The organism is Micromonospora vulcania (assembly GCF_042658605.1).
Classification (GTDB): Bacteria; Actinomycetota; Actinomycetes; order Mycobacteriales; family Micromonosporaceae; genus Micromonospora; species Micromonospora vulcania.
Map to the genome: position 1 here is coordinate 113,000 of NZ_JBHSQS010000015.1, position 19,854 is coordinate 132,853.

At 70.8% G+C, this 19,854-nt stretch carries 22 protein-coding genes, 1 pseudogene and 1 riboswitch; of the genes and pseudogenes, 5 read left to right on the forward strand and 18 right to left on the reverse strand.

The annotated features are described in order from the left end of the window. Window positions 1-24: 24 nt before the first annotated feature. Window positions 25-804: an endonuclease/exonuclease/phosphatase family protein gene (locus ACFQGL_RS23285; RefSeq protein WP_377514477.1), complete on the reverse strand. Its 780-nt coding sequence runs from the start codon at window positions 802-804 to the stop codon at window positions 25-27. 195 nt (window positions 805-999) lie between these two features. On the opposite strand from ACFQGL_RS23285, the gene ACFQGL_RS23290 reads away from it, so the two are divergent. Then, window positions 1,000-1,773 carry a TSUP family transporter gene (locus ACFQGL_RS23290; RefSeq protein WP_377514478.1) on the forward strand — a complete coding sequence of 258 codons (774 nt, stop codon included), beginning with the start codon at window positions 1,000-1,002 and terminating at the stop codon, window positions 1,771-1,773. Then, entirely contained in the window at window positions 1,773-2,543 is a 771-nt protein-coding gene (locus ACFQGL_RS23295) for a GNAT family N-acetyltransferase (protein WP_377514479.1), read from the forward strand. Before ACFQGL_RS23290 ends, ACFQGL_RS23295 begins: the two co-directional genes overlap by 1 nt. Window positions 2,544-2,546: 3 nt before the next feature. Here the strand turns inward: ACFQGL_RS23295 and ACFQGL_RS23300 are convergent, their stop codons facing one another. Further along, entirely contained in the window at window positions 2,547-3,056 is a 510-nt protein-coding gene (locus ACFQGL_RS23300) for a peptide deformylase (protein ID WP_377514480.1), read from the reverse strand. A 31-nt stretch (window positions 3,057-3,087) separates the two neighbouring features. Then, window positions 3,088-4,281: a chorismate-binding protein gene (locus ACFQGL_RS23305; protein WP_377514481.1), complete on the reverse strand. Its 1,194-nt coding sequence runs from the start codon at window positions 4,279-4,281 to the stop codon at window positions 3,088-3,090. Window positions 4,282-4,404: 123 nt separating this feature from the next. Here ACFQGL_RS23305 and ACFQGL_RS23310 point away from each other — a divergent pair, with 123 nt between their 5' ends. Continuing rightward, window positions 4,405-4,605: a DUF5999 family protein gene (locus ACFQGL_RS23310; protein ID WP_377514482.1), complete on the forward strand. Its 201-nt coding sequence runs from the start codon at window positions 4,405-4,407 to the stop codon at window positions 4,603-4,605. A gap of 123 nt (window positions 4,606-4,728) precedes the next feature. Here ACFQGL_RS23310 and gcvP read toward each other — a convergent pair whose 3' ends face one another. From gcvP to ACFQGL_RS23325, 3 genes and pseudogenes are all read right to left on the reverse strand, one after another. Continuing rightward, window positions 4,729-7,551: an aminomethyl-transferring glycine dehydrogenase gene (gcvP, locus tag ACFQGL_RS23315; RefSeq protein WP_377514483.1), complete on the reverse strand. Its 2,823-nt coding sequence runs from the start codon at window positions 7,549-7,551 to the stop codon at window positions 4,729-4,731. 72 nt (window positions 7,552-7,623) lie between these two features. Next, a riboswitch (glycine riboswitch) is annotated at window positions 7,624-7,721 on the reverse strand. A gap of 81 nt (window positions 7,722-7,802) precedes the next feature. Then, window positions 7,803-8,663, reverse strand: a complete 861-nt coding sequence (locus tag ACFQGL_RS23320; RefSeq protein ID WP_377514484.1) for an NAD-dependent protein deacetylase — start codon at window positions 8,661-8,663, stop codon at window positions 7,803-7,805. A gap of 67 nt (window positions 8,664-8,730) precedes the next feature. After that, window positions 8,731-9,783: pseudogene (locus tag ACFQGL_RS23325) on the reverse strand (MerR family transcriptional regulator); the annotation flags it as partial. Window positions 9,784-9,933: 150 nt separating this feature from the next. On the opposite strand from ACFQGL_RS23325, the gene ACFQGL_RS23330 reads away from it, so the two are divergent. Both ACFQGL_RS23330 and ACFQGL_RS23335 read left to right on the forward strand, forming a co-directional pair. Further along, on the forward strand, window positions 9,934-10,590 hold the full coding sequence (locus ACFQGL_RS23330; protein ID WP_377514486.1) for an NAD(P)H-binding protein: 657 nt from the start codon (window positions 9,934-9,936) through the stop codon (window positions 10,588-10,590). Window positions 10,591-10,609: 19 nt separating this feature from the next. Further along, window positions 10,610-10,888, forward strand: a complete 279-nt coding sequence (locus ACFQGL_RS23335) for a DUF1905 domain-containing protein (RefSeq protein WP_377514487.1) — start codon at window positions 10,610-10,612, stop codon at window positions 10,886-10,888. A 46-nt stretch (window positions 10,889-10,934) separates the two neighbouring features. Here ACFQGL_RS23335 and ACFQGL_RS23340 read toward each other — a convergent pair whose 3' ends face one another. The 12 genes from ACFQGL_RS23340 to ACFQGL_RS23395 all read right to left on the reverse strand — a co-directional run bounded on the left by ACFQGL_RS23340 (window position 10,935) and on the right by ACFQGL_RS23395 (window position 19,781). Then, a complete protein-coding gene (locus tag ACFQGL_RS23340; RefSeq protein ID WP_377514488.1) occupies window positions 10,935-11,627 on the reverse strand; it encodes a cell division protein DivIVA in 693 nt (230 codons plus the stop codon). Next, the gene (locus ACFQGL_RS23345) at window positions 11,624-12,814 is read right to left on the reverse strand and encodes a globin domain-containing protein (protein ID WP_377514489.1); all 1,191 of its coding nucleotides are present in this window, start codon (window positions 12,812-12,814) and stop codon (window positions 11,624-11,626) included. The genes ACFQGL_RS23340 and ACFQGL_RS23345 overlap by 4 nt, the downstream gene beginning before the upstream one ends. A 2-nt stretch (window positions 12,815-12,816) precedes the next feature. Next, complete coding sequence (locus ACFQGL_RS23350; protein WP_377514490.1) at window positions 12,817-13,215, reverse strand: group I truncated hemoglobin; 399 nt, start codon at window positions 13,213-13,215, stop codon at window positions 12,817-12,819. A 355-nt stretch (window positions 13,216-13,570) separates the two neighbouring features. Further along, window positions 13,571-14,167 (reverse strand): MerR family transcriptional regulator, encoded by a 597-nt coding sequence (locus ACFQGL_RS23355; protein ID WP_377514491.1) that lies wholly within the window; start codon window positions 14,165-14,167, stop codon window positions 13,571-13,573. A 194-nt stretch (window positions 14,168-14,361) separates the two neighbouring features. After that, a complete protein-coding gene (locus ACFQGL_RS23360) occupies window positions 14,362-14,826 on the reverse strand; it encodes a bifunctional nuclease family protein (RefSeq protein WP_377514492.1) in 465 nt (154 codons plus the stop codon). A gap of 185 nt (window positions 14,827-15,011) precedes the next feature. Next, a complete protein-coding gene (ftsR, locus tag ACFQGL_RS23365) occupies window positions 15,012-15,713 on the reverse strand; it encodes a transcriptional regulator FtsR (protein ID WP_377514514.1) in 702 nt (233 codons plus the stop codon). 50 nt (window positions 15,714-15,763) lie between these two features. Next, the gene (odhI, locus tag ACFQGL_RS23370; RefSeq protein WP_377514493.1) at window positions 15,764-16,216 is read right to left on the reverse strand and encodes an oxoglutarate dehydrogenase inhibitor Odhl; all 453 of its coding nucleotides are present in this window, start codon (window positions 16,214-16,216) and stop codon (window positions 15,764-15,766) included. A gap of 214 nt (window positions 16,217-16,430) precedes the next feature. Further along, the gene (gene gcvH / locus ACFQGL_RS23375) at window positions 16,431-16,811 is read right to left on the reverse strand and encodes a glycine cleavage system protein GcvH (protein WP_377514494.1); all 381 of its coding nucleotides are present in this window, start codon (window positions 16,809-16,811) and stop codon (window positions 16,431-16,433) included. 60 nt (window positions 16,812-16,871) lie between these two features. Beyond that, window positions 16,872-17,858: a DUF881 domain-containing protein gene (locus tag ACFQGL_RS23380; protein WP_377514495.1), complete on the reverse strand. Its 987-nt coding sequence runs from the start codon at window positions 17,856-17,858 to the stop codon at window positions 16,872-16,874. Between the two features lie 11 nt (window positions 17,859-17,869). Next, window positions 17,870-18,202 (reverse strand): small basic family protein, encoded by a 333-nt coding sequence (locus ACFQGL_RS23385; RefSeq protein WP_377514496.1) that lies wholly within the window; start codon window positions 18,200-18,202, stop codon window positions 17,870-17,872. After that, window positions 18,199-19,143: a DUF881 domain-containing protein gene (locus ACFQGL_RS23390; protein ID WP_377514497.1), complete on the reverse strand. Its 945-nt coding sequence runs from the start codon at window positions 19,141-19,143 to the stop codon at window positions 18,199-18,201. Before ACFQGL_RS23390 ends, ACFQGL_RS23385 begins: the two co-directional genes overlap by 4 nt. Further along, window positions 19,140-19,781: a CDP-alcohol phosphatidyltransferase family protein gene (locus ACFQGL_RS23395; RefSeq protein WP_377514498.1), complete on the reverse strand. Its 642-nt coding sequence runs from the start codon at window positions 19,779-19,781 to the stop codon at window positions 19,140-19,142. Before ACFQGL_RS23395 ends, ACFQGL_RS23390 begins: the two co-directional genes overlap by 4 nt. Window positions 19,782-19,854 lie beyond the last annotated feature (73 nt).

A 19,854-nucleotide genomic window follows, 5' to 3' on the forward strand; every position in this document is an offset into this window, starting at 1 on the left:
CGGGGGGTTCTCGCGGTGACGGGTTCAGCCGAGGTCGACCAGCAGTGGGCGGTGGTCGGAGATGGTGGACAGCGGGGCGGTGACGGCCCGTACGGGTGGTAGCTGGTTGAGGGTGTGCCGGTCGGCGAGGATGTGGTCGAGTTGGACGCGGGGTTGCCCGGCGGGGTAGGTGGGGCGTCGGCCCAGGGGGTGCCAGCCGGAGACGAGGCGGGCGGCGCCGGCGGGGAGGTTGAGGTCGCCGAGCAGGACGCGGGGTGCGGGCAGGGTGCGGAGGGCGCGGACGGTCTGGCGTAGTTGGCGGGCGTTCCAGCCGGGTACGAAGGACAGGTGGGTGGCGGCGACGGTGAGTGGGCCGTGCGGGGTGTCCAGGATGGCGGCGAGCACGACGCGGGGTTCGTCGTGCAGCAGGATGAGGCCGCCGCCGGGGCCGGGGACGTAGACCGGGGAGCGTACGGGTGCGGGTGTGAGTCGGGTGATGTGCCAGCTGCGGACGGGGTGTCGGCTGATGAGTCCGATGCCGTAGCAGGGTTCGCCGTGGCCGTCGTCGTCGTGGCGTAGGGGGCGGAACTGTTCGCCGGGGGTGCCGACGACGGCGGCGGCGAAGCGGTGGTGGGGTGCGTCGAGGGCGTGTGCGGCGATGGCGGTGAGGTCGAGTAGGCCGCTGCGGCGTTGGTCGCGGTCGACTTCTTGTAGTGCGAGGACGTCGGCGTCGAGGGCGCGGATGGCGGTGGTGAGTCGTTCGGGGTTGACGAGCCCGTCGGTGAGGGATCGTCCGTGCAGCATGTTGAAGGTGGCCAGGCGCACTCTTGCACCCTACGTGTTCGTGGGAGGGTTGCCCGGTGGTGAAGGTGTTGCTGTGTTCGATGCTGGTGTTCGTGGCGGTGGGTGCGTTGGGGGTGTGGTTGCGGCGGTCGCGGGGTCGGTGATGGGTGGCGGGGTGGGTGAGGCTGGCCACTTCGGTGCGGGGTGGGTCGGTGGTGGCGGGGAGAATGGCCGGCCGTGGACCCCGTATCGCTGATCACGCTGCTGTCCGCCGCTGCCCTGGCCGGTTGGGTCGATGCGGTGGTGGGTGGTGGTGGGTTGTTGTTGCTGCCGGCGTTGTTGGTGGCCGCGCCGGGGTTGCCGGTGGCTACCGCGTTGGGCACGAACAAGTTGGCGGCGATCTTCGGGACGGCGACGGCGGCGGCGACGTACGCGCGGCGCACGAAGGTCGATTGGGCGGTGGCGGGGCCGGCGGCGGCGGTGGCGGTGCTGAGTGCGGGTGTGGGTGCCGCGTTGGCGGGGGCGGTGCCGGCGTCGGCGTACCGGCCGGTGGTGTTGGTGGTGTTGCTGGCGGTGGCGGTGTTCGTGCTGCTGCGTCCCCGGTTGGGGGTGGTGGCGGTGCCGCGGCGGCGTACGCCGGTGCGGGTGGCGGTGGTGGTCGCGGTGGCCGGGGTGGGCATCGCGTTGTACGACGGTTTGATCGGTCCGGGTACCGGCACGTTTCTGGTGTTGGCGTTCACGGCGTTGATCGGCGCGGATTTCGTGCATGGCTCGGCGATGGCGAAGGTGGTCAACGCGGGTACGAATCTGGGCGCGTTGGTGGTGTTCGGGGTGACCGGGCATGTCTGGTGGTTGTTGGGTGCGGGCATGGCGGTGTGCAACATCGCTGGTGCGGTGGTGGGTGCGCGGATGGCGTTGCGGCGGGGTTCGGGGTTCGTGCGGGTGGTGTTGCTGGTGGTGGTGGTGGCGTTGGTGGCGAAGCTGGGCCACGATCAGTGGGTGGCCCGCTGATGGCGGTGCGCGCGGAGCATGATCGGGCTGTGCTGGCCGGGTTGCTGGGGCGCGATCCGGTGTTGCACGCCTATCAGTTGGGTGATCTGGACGATTTCTTCTGGCCGTACACCTCGTGGTTTCGCCGGGGTGAGCAGGTGGCGTTGCTGTATCACGGGGTGGATCCGCCGACGTTGTTGGCGTTCGCGGCGCCGGAGCAGTGCGCGGCGATGGCGGTGTTGTTGAAGGAGTTGGCGCCGTTGCTGCCGGCTCGGTTGTACGCGCACCTGTCCCCCGGGTTGAGCGAGGTCCTGGGTGGGTCGTTCCGGGTGGAGTCCCGTGGCGTGCATTACCGGATGGCGTTGACGGATCCGGATCGGTTGGCGGCGGTGGCTCCGGCGGGTGTGGTTCTCGGGGCGGCGGATCTGCCGCTGCTGGGTCGGTTGTACGCGCAGGCGTACCCGGAGAACTGGTTTGATCCGCGGATGCTGGACACCGGGCAGTACGTGGGGGTGCGCGAGGGCGGTGAGCTGGTCGCGGTGGCCGGGGTGCATGTGTGGTCGCCGGTGTACCGGGTGGCGGCGTTGGGCAACGTGGCGACGCATCCGCGGTGGCGTGGGCGGGGCTTGGCCGCGGCGGTGGTGGCGGCGTTGTGCGTGCGGCTGCGCGAGAGTGTGGCGCAGGTGGCGTTGAATGTCCGGGCGGACAATGTGGCGGCGGTGCGGCTGTATGAGCGGGTGGGTTTCACCCGGGTGGCCGACTATGCGGAGTACACGTTGTCGGCTCGGTAGGGGTTAGCGGCGGCGGCTGGGTGAGTCGAAGCGGCCGGCGCGGATCTCGCGTAGGGCGCGGCGGCGGGTGTCACCGCGCAGGGTGTCGACGTAGAGCGTGCCGCGTAGGTGGTCGGTCTCGTGTTGCAGGGCGCGGGCGAGAAAGCCGCTGCCGGCGATGGTGAGTGGTTCGCCGTGTTGGTCGAAGCCGTGTGCGGTGGCGTGCAGGGCTCGGACGGTCGGGAAGTAGAGCCCGGGGATGGACAGGCAGCCCTCGTCGTCGTCCTGGCGTTCGTCGGACAGTTCGAGGGTGGGGTTGATGAGGTGGCCGCGGTGGCCGTCGGCGTCGTAGACGAACACCTGGGCGCTGACGCCGATCTGGGGTGCGGCGACGCCGGCGCGTCCGGGTGCGCCGAGCAGGGTGTCCATCAGGTCGGTGACCAGGGCGCGTAGGTCGGCGTCGAAGGTGGTGACCGGGTCGCAGTCGGTGCGCAGCACGGGGTCGCCGATGATCCGGATGGGCCGCATGGTCATGGCGGTCAGCGTATCGCCGTGGGTGTGGTGGTCAGCGGCCGGCCAGGGTGGCGCGGATCGGGGCGGTCTTGGCGGCGGCTTCGGCGACTTCGGCGGTGGGGTCGCTGTCCCAGGTGATGCCGCCGCCGGCCCAGGTGTGCAGTTTGTCGCCGTCGGCGGCGGCGGTGCGGATGGTCAGGCCGAGGTCGATGTGGCCGGGGGTGACCCAGCCGAGTGCGCCCATGCTGGCGCCGCGGCCGACGGGTTCGAGGGTGTGGATGTGGGTCAGGGCGGCGAGTTTGGGTGCGCCGGTGACGGAGCCGCCGGGGCAGGTGGCGCGTAGCAGGTCGGCGAGGCCGAGGCCGTCGGCGGCGGTGGCGCGGACGGTGGATTCGGCCTGCCACAGGTCGCACCAGCGGCGTACGGCGAACAGGTCGTCGACGTGGACGGTGCCGGTGCGGGCGATGCGGGCGAGGTCGTTGCGTTCCAGGTCGACGATCATGATGTGTTCGGCGCGTTCCTTGGCGCTGGTGAGCAGTTCGGTGTGGCCGGTGGGGGTGGCGGGGCGGGTGCCCTTGATGGGTCGGGTGGTCAGCTGACCGTTGGTGACCTCGATGAGGGTTTCCGGGGAGGCGCAGCCGATGGCCCAGCCGTCGCCGGTCAGGATGCCGCCGTAGCGGGCGCCGGGCAGGGTGGCGAGGCGGTTCAGGGCGGGTAGGGGGTCGCCGGTGTAGGGGGCGGCGGCGTGTCCGACGAGGTTGGTCTGGTAGATGTCGCCGCGGCCGATGGCGGCGCGTACGGCGTCGACGGCGTCGGCGTGTTGGCGGGGGGTCCAGCTCTCGGTCCAGGTGTCGAGCCACCAGGGTGCGGCGGGGCCGGTGGGGGTGGGTGCGGTGGGGCCGTGGTCGTAGATCACGACGACGAGGTCGGGTAGGGCTGGCGCGGGTTCGGGTGCGCCGGGGGTGACGCCGGCCAGGTGTGCTCCGGCGGCGGCGGAGAGGTAGAGGGGGGCGCCGCAGGCGCCGGTGCCGCTGTGGGTGGGGGCGGGTCGGGTCAGGTCGTGCAGGGGTAGGCCGTGCGCGGCGAGGAAGTCCTCGGCGATGGTGGCGGGGTCGCCGCCGTCGTGGCGGTGCCAGTGCAGGCGGGCGCGTTCGGTGAGGGCGCCCCGGCAGCGCGGTGGTGCGGCGGGGACTTTTACCAGCACCTGTGGGAGCGTTTCCACGCCGTATGGTCCGACCTTCCTCATCCGTTCAGTGGATTTCCGGCGAACCAGGCGTGCACCTGCTCGATGCTGGACACTTTCGCTTGGTACTGTGCGTCACTGGTCATGTGAACCATGACACAGTGCCCCCACAGTCCGGAGAACCCGATGTGCCAGCACCAACCGACCTGCCCCTTAGCTGAAGCGACCGACCGAGAAGCCGCCCGAGTCATCGCCTGCTTCCGTGAGCAGGGCTGGAGCCTGCTCTGCAACGGTGTCATCGTCTTCGAGGACACCGGCGAGCTGCTCCCCGACGGCAGCAGCATCGCCCCGCACCGCGGCCCCGCCCGTCACGCCCTCGTGGCCTGATTCGCCACTCAGCGTTACCGGATCGCCGCCGTCGACCCAGGCTAGTCCCCCGGTACGGGACGTCCCCGCCCAGGTCGGCGCGGTTGCCGGGGCGGCACACGACCCGCCCCGGCGCGCCCGTCGTCAGTCCTCGAACGCCTCCGGCGACGGGCACGAGCAGACCAGGTTCCGGTCGCCGTACGCGCCGTCGATGCGCCGCACCGGCGGCCAGTACTTACCGGCCCGGTCCACCCCGGCCGGGTACGCGCCCACCGACCGCGGGTACGGGTGCGGCCACTCGTCGCCGCTGACCATCACCGCGGTGTGCGGGGCGTTCGCCAGCGGGTTGTCCCCCGCCGGCCACTGCCCCGAACCCACCTGGTCGATCTCCGCCCGAATGGCGATCATCGCGTCGCAGAACCGGTCCAGCTCGGCCAGGTCCTCGCTCTCAGTCGGCTCCACCATCAGCGTCCCGGCCACCGGGAACGACATCGTCGGCGCGTGGAAGCCGTAGTCGATGAGCCGCTTGGCCACGTCGTCCACGCTCACCCCGGTCTCCTTGGTCAACGGCCGCAGATCGAGGATGCACTCGTGCGCCACCAGGCCCTTGTTGCCGGCGTACAGCACCGGGAAGTGCCCGCGCAGCCGCGCCGCCACGTAGTTCGCCGCCAGCACCGCCACACCGGTGGCCCGGGTCAGCCCGGCCGCGCCCATCATCCGCAGGTACGCCCACGGGATCGGCAGGATGCCCGCCGACCCGTACTTCGCCGCCGAGATCGCCGGCGTGGCGTCGACGTGCGCGCCCAGCGGGTCACCGGGCAGGAACGGCGCCAGGTGCGCCCGTACCGCCACCGGCCCCACGCCCGGCCCGCCACCGCCGTGCGGGATGCAGAACGTCTTGTGCAGGTTGAGGTGCGACACGTCCGCGCCGAACTTGCCCGGCTTGGAGAACCCGACCAGGGCGTTGAGGTTCGCCCCGTCGACGTACACCTGCCCGCCGGCGTCGTGGACCTTCGCGCACAGCGACGCGATGCCCGTCTCGTACACGCCGTGCGTCGACGGGTACGTCACCATGATCGCGGCGAGCGCGTCCCGGTGCTTGTCGATCTTCGCGTCCAGGTCGACCAGGTCGACGTTGCCGTCGTCGTCGCACGCCACCACGACCACCCGCATGCCGGCCATCACCGCCGAGGCCGCGTTGGTGCCGTGCGCCGAGGACGGGATCAGGCAGACGTCCCGGTGCGCCTGGCCGCGGCTGTGGTGCCACGCCCGGATGGCCAGCAGCCCGGCCAGCTCACCCTGCGAACCCGCGTTGGGTTGCACGCTGACCGCGTCGTAGCCGGTCACCTCCGCCAGCCACGACTCCAGCTGACCGATCATCTCCCGGTATCCGACGGTCTGCTCGTGCGGGGCGAACGGGTGAATGTGCGCGAACTCCGCCCAGCTGATCGGCTCCATCTCGGTGGTCGCGTTGAGCTTCATCGTGCACGAGCCCAACGGGATCATGCCCCGGTCCAGGGCGTAGTCGAAGTCCGACAGCCGCCGCAGGTAGCGCAGCATCGCCGTCTCGGAGTGGTGGCTGCGGAACACCGGGTGGGTCAGGAAGTCGCTGCCGCGGGCCAGGTCGGCCGGGAGGGCCGCGTCGACGTCGCCGCCGAAACTCGGCACACCGAACGCCGCCCACACCATCTCCAGGTGCGCGAGCGTGGTCGTCTCGTCGCAGGACACACCCACCCGGTCGGCGTCGACCAGCCGCAGGTTCACCCCACGCTCCGCGGCCGCCGCGACGACCTGCGCCGCCCGGCCCGGCACGCTCGCGGTGACCGTGTCGAAGAACGCGACGTCCGCGACCGGCACGCCACCGGCGCGCAGCCCGGCCGCGAGCCGCACCGCCATCTCATGGGTACGCGCAGCGATGTCCCGCAGCCCGTCCGGCCCGTGGTAGACGGCGTACATGCCGGCCATCACCGCGAGCAGCACCTGCGCGGTGCAGATGTTGCTGGTCGCCTTCTCCCGCCGGATGTGCTGCTCACGGGTCTGCAACGCCAACCGGTAGGCCGGGTTGCCGTCCGCGTCGCGGGACACCCCGACCAGCCGGCCCGGCAGCATCCGCTCCAGCCCCGCGCGCACCGCCAGGTAACCGGCGTGCGGCCCACCGAAGCCCATCGGTACGCCGAAGCGCTGCGTGGTGCCGGCGGCGATGTCCGCGCCGATCTCCCCCGGTGCGCGCAGCAGCGTCAACGCCAGCAGGTCCGCCGCGACGGTCACCAGGGCGCCGGCGGCGTGCGCGGCGTCGACCAGCGCCGCGTGATCACGGACCGCCCCGGACGCCCCCGGGTACTGCAGGTGCAGGCCGAAGAACTCCGCCGGCAACTCGTCGCGCTCGACGTCCAGGACCCGCACCTCGATGTTGAGCGGCTCGGCCCGGCTGGTGATCACGGCGATGGTCTGCGGCAGGGCGTCGGCGTCGACCACGTACACGTTGCTCTTGCTCTTGGACGCGCGCCGCGCCAGGGTCATCGCCTCGGCCGCGGCGGTGCCCTCGTCGAGCATCGACGCGTTCGCGGTGGCCAACCCGGTCAGGTCGGTGACCATGGTCTGGAAGTTCAGCAGCGCCTCGAGCCGCCCCTGGCTGATCTCCGGCTGGTACGGCGTGTACGCCGTGTACCAGGCCGGGTCCTCCAGGACGTTGCGGCGGATCACCGCCGGGGTGTGCGTGCCGTGGTAGCCCAGCCCGATCATCGACACGGCGACGGTGTTCCGCGCCGCCAGGGCCCGCAGCTCGGCCAACGCCTGCGCCTCGGTGGCCGGTTCCGGCAGGGCCAGGGTGCCGTGCCAGCGGATCACCTCGGGGATCGCGGCGTCCATCAGCTCGTCGATCGAGCCGTGCCCGACGACCTCCAACATCCGGCGCTCATCGTCGCCGCTGGGACCGATGTGACGGGTGGCGAACTGCTCTAGGGTCATGAGGGGCACTCCCGGGCGAGGTCGACGGATCGGCCTCCCCCTCTGTCGCACCCCACGGGACGCTCCACAGTGCCTGCCCACGAGGTCCTTTTGCCTGAGAGGTTCCGGGGAGGATTTGCCCCTTCGGCGCCGCCCTGGTGGTGCTGGGCGGTCTCTCCCACGTGGGTGTTACCGGCGTGGTCAACGCTACCAGCGCCGGTGTTTCCAGCAGATGTCCTACCCCCGGGCGCGCGCGAGCGCCCCGAGATCTGTCACACCGGCGTCGGGGCGCCGATCGTCGCGGCGTCCGCACCGGTCAACCGGTCGGCCAGGGCCGGCAGCACCACACCCAACGGCGCGTCGACGCTGAGCGTGGCGTACCCGTCACCCCGGGTCGGCCCCTGGTTGACGATCGCTACCGCAATGCCCCTTTTCGCGGCCCGAATCACGAACCGACGCCCGGACATCACCGTCAACGACGACCCCAGCACCAACACCGCCCGCGCCTGCTCCACCACCGCGAAACAACGCGCCACCCGCTCGGGCGGCACCGTCTCACCGAAGAACACCACGTCCGGTTTCAACATCCCGGTGCCGCAGATCCCGCAGTCCACCGGCCGAAACGCCGCCACCTGCCGGTCGGGGAGATCCACATCACCGTCCGGGTTCACCGCGGCGACCTGGGCCACGAAATCCGGGTTGGCCTCGCGCAGCCGCCGGTCCACCTCCTCGCGGGAGGTCAGGTTGCCGCAGTCCAGGCAGGTCACCTCGTCCAGGCGGCCGTGCAACTCGATCACCGCGGGGCTGCCGGCCGCGCCGTGCAGCCCGTCGACGTTCTGGGTGATCACCGCGTCGACCAGGCCGGCGCGTTGCAGCCCGGCCACCGCCCGGTGCCCGGCGTTCGGCGCGGCCCGGGCGATCAGCCGCCACCCCAGGTGGCTGCGCGCCCAGTACCGCCGCCGCGCGAGCGGGTCCCCGGTGAACGCCTGGAACGTCATCGGCGTGTGTCGCCGGGCCACCCCGCTGGGCCCCCGGTAATCCGGGATGCCCGACTCGGTGGACAGGCCCGCACCGCTGAGCACCACCACCCCACCGCCGGCCACCAGCGAGGTCAACACGTCGAGGCTCTCCATCACCCCTTCATGCTGCCTCAGCCGACCCGCCACCGCCGAACCCCACGTGACGCGGATCCGGGTCCCCGACCGCCACGAGGTCGGCGACGACGCAGGCGATGTTGTCCGGCGCGCCGTTCGCCCTCGCCAGACCGATCAGTGTGCCCACCGCGTGCCCGGGACCGGTCGCCGCGCTCAGCGTCGAGGCCAGGGTGGCACGGTCGACGACCGCCGACAGCCCGTCGGAGCACAGCAGGTACCGGTCACCGGGCAGCGCGGTACGGATCGCAAGATCAGCCTCGACGTGCTGGCCGCCACCGAGAGCCCGCACCAGCACGGCACGCTGGGGATGCGCGGCGGCCTGGTCCCGGTCGAGCCTGCCCTGATCCACCTGCGTCTGCACCCAGGTGTGGTCCTGGGTGAGCAGGGACAGCTCGCCGCCACGCAGCAGGTACGCCCGGGTGTCACCGACGTGCACCAGGGCCAGGTGGGAGCCGCTGCGCAGCAACGCGGTCAGCGTGGTGCCCGGCTGGTGATCGTCGGTCGCCAGCGCCCGCACCGCCCGGTCGGCGTCGGCGACCGCACCCGCCAGCACCGCCAGCAAATCGGCGACCGGACCATCGGTGACCTCCAACGACGTGAGCACGTCGACGGCGGCGGCGCTGGCGGCAGCACCCCCGGGCCCCCGCATGCCGTCGGCGACGGCGAGCAACCGGTCGCTGGCGTACGCGACGTCCTCGTTGCTGTCGCGTACGACCCCGGGGTCACAACCGGCGGCGTGACGCACGGTCAGGGCGGATCTGGTGGGGCCCCGATGCGACAGGTGGTCCACCAGGACGGTGGCGAGCCGCGCCCGCGCCGCCGTGTCGGCGGTGACCTGCTGCCAGTACGCGGTGACCTCCTGCGCCGCCGCCACCGGCTCCAGGGCACACACGGCGCGGATCCGGGCCAGTGGCATGCCGATGCGACGCAGCTGGGCGACCAGCCGGGCCAGCGGCAACTGCTCCGGGTCGTAGAGCCGGTAACCGGACTCCGGATCGACCGCCGCCGGCGGCAGGAGCCCGACCTGGTCGTACAGGCGTAACGCCTTCGGCGTCAGCCGCGCCGCCCGAGCGAACGCCCCGATGGTCACCAGCCGCACATCGCCATCCTCTCCGAACCGGCCACGGCGACCGGCACCCACCAGGTTGAGGGTTGCCCAACGGTCAAGGTCAAGGACACCTCCCAGGAAACCACCGGGCGCATCCCGGCCGCCGCGCTTGGACACCCGCACCGCCGGTAGGTTGGGCCCATGCGTGTCGTCATCGCCGGAGGCCACGGCAAGATCGCCCTGCTGCTGCAACACCACCTCGCCGGGCGCGGCGACACCGCCGTCGGCCTCATCCGCAACCCCGCGCAGAGCGCCGCGCTGCACGCCGCCGGCGGCACACCGATCGTCTGCGACCTGGAACACGCCGACGTCAGCGAGGTCGCCGCGCACCTCGACGGAGCCGACGCGGTCGTCTTCGCCGCCGGCGCCGGCCCCGGCAGCGGCGCCGCCCGCAAGGACACCGTCGACCGGGCCGCCGCCGTGCTGCTCGCCGACGCCGCCACCCACGCCGGCGTCCACCGCTACCTGCTGGTCTCCTCGATGGGCGTGGACGCCCCACCCGCCGCCGGCACCGACGAGGTGTGGGCCGCGTACCTGCGAGCCAAACAGGCCGCCGAGGACGACCTACGCCGCCGGGACCTGGCCTGGACGGTCCTGCGCCCCGGCCGGCTCACCGACGACGAACCCACCGGCCGGATCACCCTCACCCGGCACGCCGAGCCCGGCGCGATCACCCGCGCCGACGTCGCCCGGGTCCTGGCCGCGCTGCTCGACGAACCCCGAACCGCCGGCACCACCCTCGAACTCGTGGGCGGGCCGACACCGATCGCCGACGCCGTACGCGCCGCGACCACCTGACCGCCACCCGAGGAGAACGATGGCACCGCAACCACTCGACGTCCGGTTCACCGCTCCGATAGAGAAGGACGGCGCCTTCGCCACCTACGTGACCGTCCCCGACTCCGCCGAACTGCTCGGCACCCGCCGCGCCGTCAAGGTCACCGGCACCATCGACGGGCACCCCTTCCAGGCCACCCTCATGCCGTCCGGCACCGGCCCACACTGGCTGCCCATCCGCGCCGCCCTGTGCAAGCTCATCGGCAAGAGCGAAGCCGGCGCCCAGGTCACCTTCCACCTCGACCAGCGCCTCACCTGAGAAGCAGGGGTGGGTCCACCCGGCCGGTGGACCCCACCCCTGGTCGTCACCGCTGCTGGTGACGCGGCAACGCCGCCTTACCCGCCTCCGCGACGAACGGCGCCCCCGGCGTCTCCTTCGCGATCCGGTCCATCGTGCGAGCCAACTGCTCACTACCGTCGTCGAGATGCCGCGCCGCCGCCTGCATGTGCGACACCATCATCTCGCCGAAGATCCGCAACGCCTCCCGGGTGGCCACCGAGTCGTCGAAACTCGCCCCGGCCGTGCTGCGGTAATCCGCCACCGCACGCTCGGCCTCCTGCTTCGCCTCCTCCGCCGCCGCCCGCATGTAACTCTCGTACTGCACCCGCGCGTACTCGGCGACCCGCCGCGCATAGTCATGCGCCTGCGCGATGATCTGCTCCGCCTCCCGCTGCGCCGCCGAGAGCAGATTCACCTCCTTGGCCGCCGGCACCTTCGTCGCCGCCGACGTACTCGGAATCACCCCGTGCCGATGCAACTCCACCCGATCGGTGAGCCGCTCATTCTCCGCCCGCAGGTTCGCGACCTGCGTCGCCAACAGATCCAACTCGTCGGCGACCTGCACCCGGAAACGATCCACGTCGGCGTTGTCGTACCCGCGCCGCGCGAACGGCGCGGCACCGAACTCCCACCGCCGCACCCGGTCAGCGGTCATGCGCACCTGCACACCACCGGAGACCTGCATCCCGTCATACCGACTGATCGGGGTCGCGCTCACCGGGCCCGCCTCTCGTTCGCGCCGGAACTCTCACCGACGGAGGACTGCTCCACCGCCGTCCGCCAGGCCGGGCCGTACCACTGGCTACCCAGGCCCTCGTGGTGCACCTGACCCGCGTGGTAACCCGCCCGGACCAACGACTGCACCGCATGCGACACCATGTCGTCCGACCCGCACACGTACACGTGCCGCGAACGCCAGTCACCATCGACCAACGCCCGATCCACCGCGTGCACGAACTCGCCAGGCCGGTTCACGTCCGCACCCACCACGTACGTCACCGTCAACCACGCACACGACGACGCCAACTTGTCGATCGCGTCGCTGTCATACAACTCGCTGCGCGAACGGGCCCCCACATACACGTCCACCCGCCGGCGGGAACCCTCCGCGGCGACCTGCTCCACCAACGCCTTCATCGGCGCCCAACCGGTCCCCGCCGCCAACAGCAACAGATCACTCGACCCGGCCGACCACAACGCCAACCGCTCCCCCACCGGCGCCGCCAGATGAATCCGGTCACCCACCGCCGAGCCGTACACCAGACGCGACGACACCGCCCCGCCCGGCGCCGCCCGCACATGCAACTCCAACGTGCCGTCCGCACGCGGCGCGTTCGCCGGCGAGTAGTACCGCCACGACCGCACCGACGGATGCGACACCCCGACCGACTGCCCCGGAACGAACGGCAACAGGTACTGCGGACGCACCGTCAACACCGCCACGTCGAACGCCCGCCGCTCGTGGCCCACGATCTCGGCCACCCACCACGGCGGATTCACCGCCTCCGCGGCCTGCGCAGCCTCCGTCATGACCTGCGCGACGAGCCCGTACGCGCCCGCCCAGTCCTGCGCCAACTCCTCGGTCCACTGCTCGGCCAGGAAATGCTGCAACGTCGCCAGCAACGCCTCACCGACCGCCGGATAGTGCTCCGCGCGTACCGCGAACTTACGGTGATCCGCGCCGAGCTCCTGCAGGAAACCGACCAGCCGATCGACCTGATCCACGTTGGACACGATGTGCCCCAACGCGGTGACCAGACGGTCCCGCTGCCCTGCCATGTTCGTCGGGAACATCTGCCGCGTCTCGGGATGCGCCAGGAACAACGTCGAATAGAAATAGAGCGGGACCTCATCGCCGAACCCGGCGACCACCGACCAGCTCTGCTTGAGTCGGGCCGCGTCCACGCTCAGGCGCCCGACCGGTTCCCGGAGGCCACCACCTGGTCCTGCACCTGCCCCAGCACCGTCTGCACAGCCGCCAGGATGTCCGCCGGCACACCCAACTCCCGCAACGTCGCGTCCAGGTATCCGCCGACCCTGACGTAATGCTCCACCGGGATGTTCAGCGGCTGATGCGCCTCGGCCAACCCGCGACCCGCGTACTCGTTCGGGCCACCCAGCACCACGGTCAACATCAGCGACAGGTGCCGCCGCTGACCCACCATGTCCACATCGGCGAAGTAACCCGCCAACTCCGGGTCAGCGAGCACCTTGTCATAGAACAGCTCAACGGCGGCCTTGACCGAACTGGCACCGCCAATACGGTCGTAGTGCGAGGCGGGAGCGGTCTCTTCGGTAACCGTCACGGTCGTTCCTTCCGGGGGTGAAGGGTCGCGCGGGTCGGCGCAAACGGGCAACAGCCCACGGAGCGGCATCGTCACACCACGGCGACTCCACACCGGGGACCGTGACGGACCATAGCGTGCCAACGGCCTCCGGTCAGCGTCCCTCGATCAGCTTCCCGACAACGGCCCCACACACAGCGTCACCGCCACCACCCCAACCCACCACGGACGGCCACCACAACGGCACCCACCGTCCGCCACTGTGGACCTTGACCACACCCGGGACACCCACACCCACCGGGAACGTGACCCTCAGTCACCCCTCGGGCGCAGAAAAAACCGGGCGCATCGACAGCCCGAACAACACGCCGGACGCTCAGCCCGCCCGCCGACGCGCCCGCCGCGCAGCCAACTCGTCGCCCATCGGATCCGGACCGGACTCCACCGCCGGCTCCACCGGACCACTCGCCGCCGGCTCCGCCGGCAGATGCGACAACGACCCCTGGATCTCCTTGAACGCGCCACCGATCGCGATCCCGAAGACACCCTGACCGCCCTGCAACAGGTCGACCACCTCCTCCGGGGACCGGCACTCATACACCGTCGTCCCATCGGAGATCAGCGTGATCCCGGCCAGATCCTCCACACCACGCGACCGCAGCGCCTCGATCGCCTTACGGATGTTCTGCAGGGACACCCCCGCGTCCAACAACCGCTTCACGACCTTCAACACCACCAGGTCCCGGAACGAGTACAACCGCTGCGTCCCCGAACCCGAAGCATCCCGAACGCTCGGCACCACCAGCGCGGTACGCGCCCAATAATCCAACTGCCGGTAACTGATGCCCACCGCGGTGCAGGCCGTCACACCCCGATAGCCCACCGAACCGTCACCCTCGGCCGCCACACCTGGCGCCGACGCAACCGGCTCATACCACTGCGTACCCGGATCAGGATCCCGCGGCTCGTGCATCCGGACAACCTCCCCGTCAGTGCGGCGACGCGTCGTTTCCGGGACGCGCACCCCTCGACACGGCAACCCTATAGCCACCTTCAGGGCTGACCACCGAGGAACCGACGCGACACGCCGCGCAGCCACCGACAAAGATCACCACCAGCACCACGGCATCACCGACAGTGACACCGGCAGAGAGAGCCGAACCCGGCTCAGCCCGCGAAATCCTCCGGACGCACCTGCTCCAGGAACTCGCGGAACTTCTCCACCTCGTCCTCCTGCTCATCAGGGATGACGATCCCCGCCTCGCTGAGGACCTGCTCCGCACAACGAATCGGGGCACCGACACGCAACGCCAACGCGATCGAGTCGCTCGGCCGCGCCGACACCCGCACCCCCTCGCCGATCAACAGATCCGCGTAGAAGACGTTCTCCTTGAGCTCAGTGATCTCCACCGCCCGCAACGGCGCCTGCAACGCCGCCAACACATCCCGCAGAAGATCATGAGTCAACGGCCGGGCCGGCTTGACCCCCTGCTGCTCGTAAGCGATAGCCGTCGCCTCGACCGCGCCGATCCAGATCGGCAAGTAGCGGTCCCCCTCGACCTCCCTGAGCAGGACGATCGGCTGGTTGCTGGGCAGCTCCACCCGAACTCCGACCACGCTCAGCTCGCGCACCGCCGCCTCCGTGTCGTTGTCACCTACGCCGCACCGCGCCCTTCCCTGCACGGTACACGGACCGCGACACGGCCGTCCCATGCGCTACAGCACCACGCCCGCGCCAGAAAGGGGTTACCCCGGCAAGCCTACGGCACGCTTCCCGGAAGAGATCTTTCCGCACGGCCACCGCCCACCGGGCACCCTCACCGACCCAACGTCGACCGCAACCCCACCCGCACCAACGCCGCATGCAGCTGCTCCGACAACGCCACCAACTCCCGCGCCGTCTCCGCCGCCCGCGCCCGCGCCGCCGGATCACTCTGCCGCGCCAACGGCGCCACCAACTGCGCGAACAACCCGACCTCACGGTCCGCGGCCGTCCGATAACCCCGCAGATGCCGCGGCTCCAACCCGTACGCCGCCAAACCCGCCACCGCCGACGCGATGATCAACGCGTCCGCGTCATACCAACCCGGCGGATCCGACACCAACACACCGAGCCGCTCCAACTCCACCAACGTCGACTCGTCGATCCCACTACGCGCCACCAGATCAACCCGGCCGAGCCGCACCTGCGACGACTCGACCGGCTCCACCGACTCCCGACCCGGCACCGCACCGTCAGGACCCACCGCCACCAACGCCGGCCGCGACCGACCCGGCTGCTCACCGGACGAATCCCACTCCGCCAACTGCTCACGGATCACCCGCAACGGCAGATACCGGTCCCGCTGCGCGGACAGCACGAACCGCAACCGCGCCACATCATCCCAGCTGTACTTCCGGTAACCAGCCGCCGTCCGCTGCGGCTCAACCAGCCCCTCGGCCTCGAGGAACCGCAGCTTCGAAATCGTCGTATCCGGAAAATCCACCCGCAACTGCCCCAGCACCTCACCGATACTCATCAGCGGCTGGGACCGGGCAGCCCCGGGTGGCGTGGAGGCCGCAGGCTCGTTCACCCCCGGCCGGCCTCCTCCTCCGGGCGCGGACCGGCGATGAACACCACCCGGAACTTACCGATCTGAACCTCGTCACCATTGCTCAACGTGGCCGCCTCGACCCGCTCACGATTCACATACGTGCCGTTCAGGCTGCCCACGTCCCGCACCGTGAACGTCCCACCATCACGATGGAACTCCGCGTGCCGCCGCGACACCGTCACGTCGTCAAGGAAGATGTCACTGTCCGGATGCCGGCCACTGGTCGTCACATCGTGGTCCAACAAGAACCGGGCACCCGCATTCGGGCCCCGACGAACCACCAGCAGCGCCATACCCGGCGGCAACGAACCGGACATCCGGCTCGGCACCACATCAGTGTCCGGCCCTTCCAGCACTTCCTCGAGCGAACCGAGATTGAGCGTCGAAGTGACGTCGAGCGGGGGGAACTCGTCGTCTGGGCGCGTCATGGGACCACCTCACGGATCTGTTCGGTCGGCGTCGGGTAATGGCGGGTCTGGCCGCCGGGCACTTGAACACCCGGCGGCTGGCTCCCCGTGCCCGGGAAGGCAATTCCGCAACGCTCAACTATTGGTTTCTCGGTTGACTGGGCGAGCCTAGCCAGCGCCGAAATGCAGGGCAACCGGACGCGCGCAGACATCCCACGCACCGGATCAAGCACACTCAGCCTTCGGTGATCTTGCGGTACGCGTCCGCCGTCAGCAACCCGTCCACCGCCACCGGATCAGCCGGAGTGATCTCCACCAACCAACCAGCACCGTACGGATCCGTGTTGATCACCTCAGGCGTGTCACCCAACGCCTCATTACGCGCCGCCACCGTACCGCCGACCGGCGCGTAGATCTCCGACACGCTCTTGGTCGACTCGATCTCACCCAACGAGTCGCCGACCGCGACGGCCGCACCAACCTCAGGCAACTGCACGAACACGATGTCACCAAGCGCGTCCTGCGCGAAGTGCGTGATGCCGACCCGAACCGAACCGGTGCCGTCACCCGCCACCCACTCATGCTCGGCGGTGTATCGCAGATCCTCGGGAATCACCAGACGCGTCCTTCATCCATCGGTGCCCCGGACCACCCGGGCCCGGCGCGGCCGCGCCGGTCACGAGACCGGACGGGCGTGTTCCAGCTTGATCGGCCCGTGCAGCGCCGAAACCTCGACAACCCCACGCTCCTCAACGGTCACGTTACCGCCGTCACCCTGAACCAACGCGACCACCCCACCAGGAATGTTCAACGCCGTACGCATCGTCGCCGGATCACCGATCACCGTGATCGTGTACGGCGCCACCAACCGACGCCCCTCCACCACCAGCGACCCGTTGTCCCCATCCAGGAAGTACGTCGACGCGATGATCCGCGCCGTCGCCCGATCACCCCCGGAGATCTGCAACGCCTCCGCGCCCGCGCCCCGCAACTCCTGCACCGCGTCCAACACCCGGTTCGCCGAGATCGGCTTACCACCGCCACCATCGAACCGGACCGTCAACCCCGGCCCCGTCGCCGGCAACGTGCCCGCCAGAATGCCCAGCTCGTCAGCCCGCCGCGTCGCCTCGTCCAACGCCGCCTGCCGACCCTGCTCACCCGAACGCAACTGCCGCTCGCTGTCCTCCAGCGCCCGAATGTCCTGCTGCAGACGGTTCTCCCGAGCATCCAGATCCGACAGGATCCGCACCAGGTCCTCCTGCCGCGTCGCCCCCAACGTCGGATCCGTCGACGTCGTCTTCAACTGCACCGCCAGCGTGAAACCCAACAACGCCAACAACGCCGCGATCATCACCCCGGCCGTACTGAACCGCATCCGACCCACCGCGGGCGCCGCCGCCACCACAGGCTCCTCGGCCAGCGCCGCCGAACCATCCCGAGACCCACCCGGCCCCGACACCGCCCGCAGATCCACCGTCTCGCCATCGTCACCCGGCGACACACCGGAATCCTCATCCGGCGGCTCCGCCGGCGCCAGCGGACTCAACTCATCCGGATCCGGCGCATCCGGCCGCGGATCCGGCTCACCCGCCGGACCACCCGGACGCGCCGGACCCGCCGGCTGTGGCCACCCGGTCCCCGTATCGGTCTGCTCGTCGCTCATCGCCGTCAAACCTACGCCCGGAACAGGTGCCGACGGATCGCCGCCACGTTGCCGAAAATCCGCACCCCGAGAACGACCACCACACCAGTGGACAACTGCCCGCCCACCCCCAACTGGTCACCCAGGTAGACGATCAGACCAGCCACCAGCACATTCGAGATGAACGACACCACGAACTGCTTGTCATCGAAGATCCGATCCAGCTTCGCCCGTACCCCACCGAACACCGCGTCCAACGCGGCCACCACCGCGATCGGCAGGTACGGCTGCAACGCCGCCGGCACCGTGGGATCAAGCAACACGCCGAGCACCACACCGGCCAGCAACGCCAGCACCGCGATCATCGGCCACCTCCGGAGGGGCTAGCGGTCGTCCCCGAACCGGACGACCCGGGACTGCCAGACTGGCCACCCGACCCGGAAGGGCTCGGACTGACCGACGGCTTGGCGTAGCGTAACTGCGGCTCGGGCGCCGCCGGCAGGGTGAGGTCCTCCGCCTCCCGCACACCGAACGACAGACCGGTCTTCTGCGCCACCTCACGCATCAACGCCGCGTTGCGACTGTCCTCGAACCGCCGCTGCAGAGCACCGGGACCGATCGCCGACACCTCGTACGGCCCCGTCACCGGCCGGAAATCCACCAGGATCGCCTCACCCGCCGACCGGATCGTCGACGTCGCCGTCAACCGCTGCCCGTTGATCGAAACCGCCTCCGCACCCGCACTCCACAGGGCGTTCGCCACCCCCTGCAGGTCGGTGTAGAGCACCCGCGGCGGCCCCGCACCCGCCCCGGTCACCGCATCCGCATTACCCGGAGCGTCCGCCAACCGCACCACCACACCGTCACCGCGCACCCGACCCAGCCCGGTGCTGGCCTCCAGGTTGCGCAACTGGGCGGCAGCCGACCCGCCCAACGCCGCGTCCCGCTGCCGACCGACCTCCTCGCGCAACTCGTCCGCGCGCGTCGACAGCCGATCGGTCTGGCTCGCCCGATCCTTGATCTGCGCCACCAACCCGGAGCGGGCCTGGCTACGCCCCGGCTCGTCCGCCATCGTCTGCCGGTACGCCACCGCGAACAGGAAGCCCAGCACCACCACCACGACCAGGCTGATCGAACGCCCCGGCCACGCCCGCCAACCACGGACCGGCTCGCCCGGGGCGACACGCCGCCGGGCAGCCGCCGCATCGGCGTACCCCGGATCCAACGGGTTGCGGAACAACTCGGTGAGGAAGTCCGGCGCGTACACCCGCTCCGGCCGGGTGTCCCCGGACCGCGGCGCGCTCACGCCGCCGCTCCCCGGTCGCGCGCCGCGCGCACCAACCGGGCCGCCTGGACCACGTACATCGCGCCGGCCACCCAGTAGAGCACCAGCCCCCACCAGGCCAGCCCCCAACCGATCGCGTAGGCCGCCGTCTCCACCGCGGTCGAGGCGGTGGCCAACAGCAGCACCGGGAACGCCGCGAGCAGCAGGAACGTGGCGGTCTTACCCACGTAGTGCACCGGCGGCGGCCCGTACCCGTGCCGGCGCAGCACCGCCAGGGAGCCGAGCAGCAGCACCTCGCGGGCCAACAGCGCCGCGGTGAACTGCCACGGCACCACCTCCCGGGCGGTGAAGGCGATCAGCGTGGCGAGGATGTAGAGCCGGTCGGCCAGCGGGTCGAGCAGCTCGCCCAGCCTGCTCACCTGGCGGAGGCGGCGGGCGATCCAGCCGTCGACCCAGTCCGTGGTGCCGCCGATGGCCAGCACGACGAGTGCCGCCACGTCCGCGCGGGCGACCAGGAACAGGTAGAGGAAGAGGGGCACCCCCACCAGCCGCCCGAAGCTGATCAGGTTGGGCAGGGTGAGCACCTGGTCGCCGGGGACCTCGTCGCCGGTGTCGCCCAAGGCCCGTGGTTGCTCTGCCCGAGCCGGCCGACGCGACACCGAACCTCCTCCGCGGCACGCCCCGGCGCCCGGCCGAATCGGGCTGTGGAGGTCGTACGCGCTGTCGGGCCGG

Excerpts from the sequence above, each read along its gene's own strand:
- ACFQGL_RS23295 (WP_377514479.1), top strand. The coding sequence starts at position 1,773 with ATGGCGGTGCGCGCGGAGCATGATCGGGCTGTGCTGGCCGGGTTGCTG.
- ACFQGL_RS23300 (WP_377514480.1), bottom strand. The coding sequence starts at position 3,056 with ATGACCATGCGGCCCATCCGGATCATCGGCGACCCCGTGCTGCGCACC.
- ACFQGL_RS23305 (WP_377514481.1), bottom strand. The coding sequence starts at position 4,281 with ATGAGGAAGGTCGGACCATACGGCGTGGAAACGCTCCCACAGGTGCTG.
- ACFQGL_RS23310 (WP_377514482.1), top strand. The coding sequence starts at position 4,405 with ATGTGCCAGCACCAACCGACCTGCCCCTTAGCTGAAGCGACCGACCGA.
- gcvP (WP_377514483.1), bottom strand. The coding sequence starts at position 7,551 with ATGACCCTAGAGCAGTTCGCCACCCGTCACATCGGTCCCAGCGGCGAC.
- ACFQGL_RS23320 (WP_377514484.1), bottom strand. The coding sequence starts at position 8,663 with ATGGAGAGCCTCGACGTGTTGACCTCGCTGGTGGCCGGCGGTGGGGTG.
- ACFQGL_RS23330 (WP_377514486.1), top strand. The coding sequence starts at position 9,934 with ATGCGTGTCGTCATCGCCGGAGGCCACGGCAAGATCGCCCTGCTGCTG.
- ACFQGL_RS23335 (WP_377514487.1), top strand. The coding sequence starts at position 10,610 with ATGGCACCGCAACCACTCGACGTCCGGTTCACCGCTCCGATAGAGAAG.
- ACFQGL_RS23355 (WP_377514491.1), bottom strand. The coding sequence starts at position 14,167 with ATGCACGAGCCGCGGGATCCTGATCCGGGTACGCAGTGGTATGAGCCG.
- ftsR (WP_377514514.1), bottom strand. The coding sequence starts at position 15,713 with ATGAGTATCGGTGAGGTGCTGGGGCAGTTGCGGGTGGATTTTCCGGAT.
- odhI (WP_377514493.1), bottom strand. The coding sequence starts at position 16,216 with ATGACGCGCCCAGACGACGAGTTCCCCCCGCTCGACGTCACTTCGACG.
- ACFQGL_RS23380 (WP_377514495.1), bottom strand. The coding sequence starts at position 17,858 with ATGAGCGACGAGCAGACCGATACGGGGACCGGGTGGCCACAGCCGGCG.
- ACFQGL_RS23385 (WP_377514496.1), bottom strand. The coding sequence starts at position 18,202 with ATGATCGCGGTGCTGGCGTTGCTGGCCGGTGTGGTGCTCGGCGTGTTG.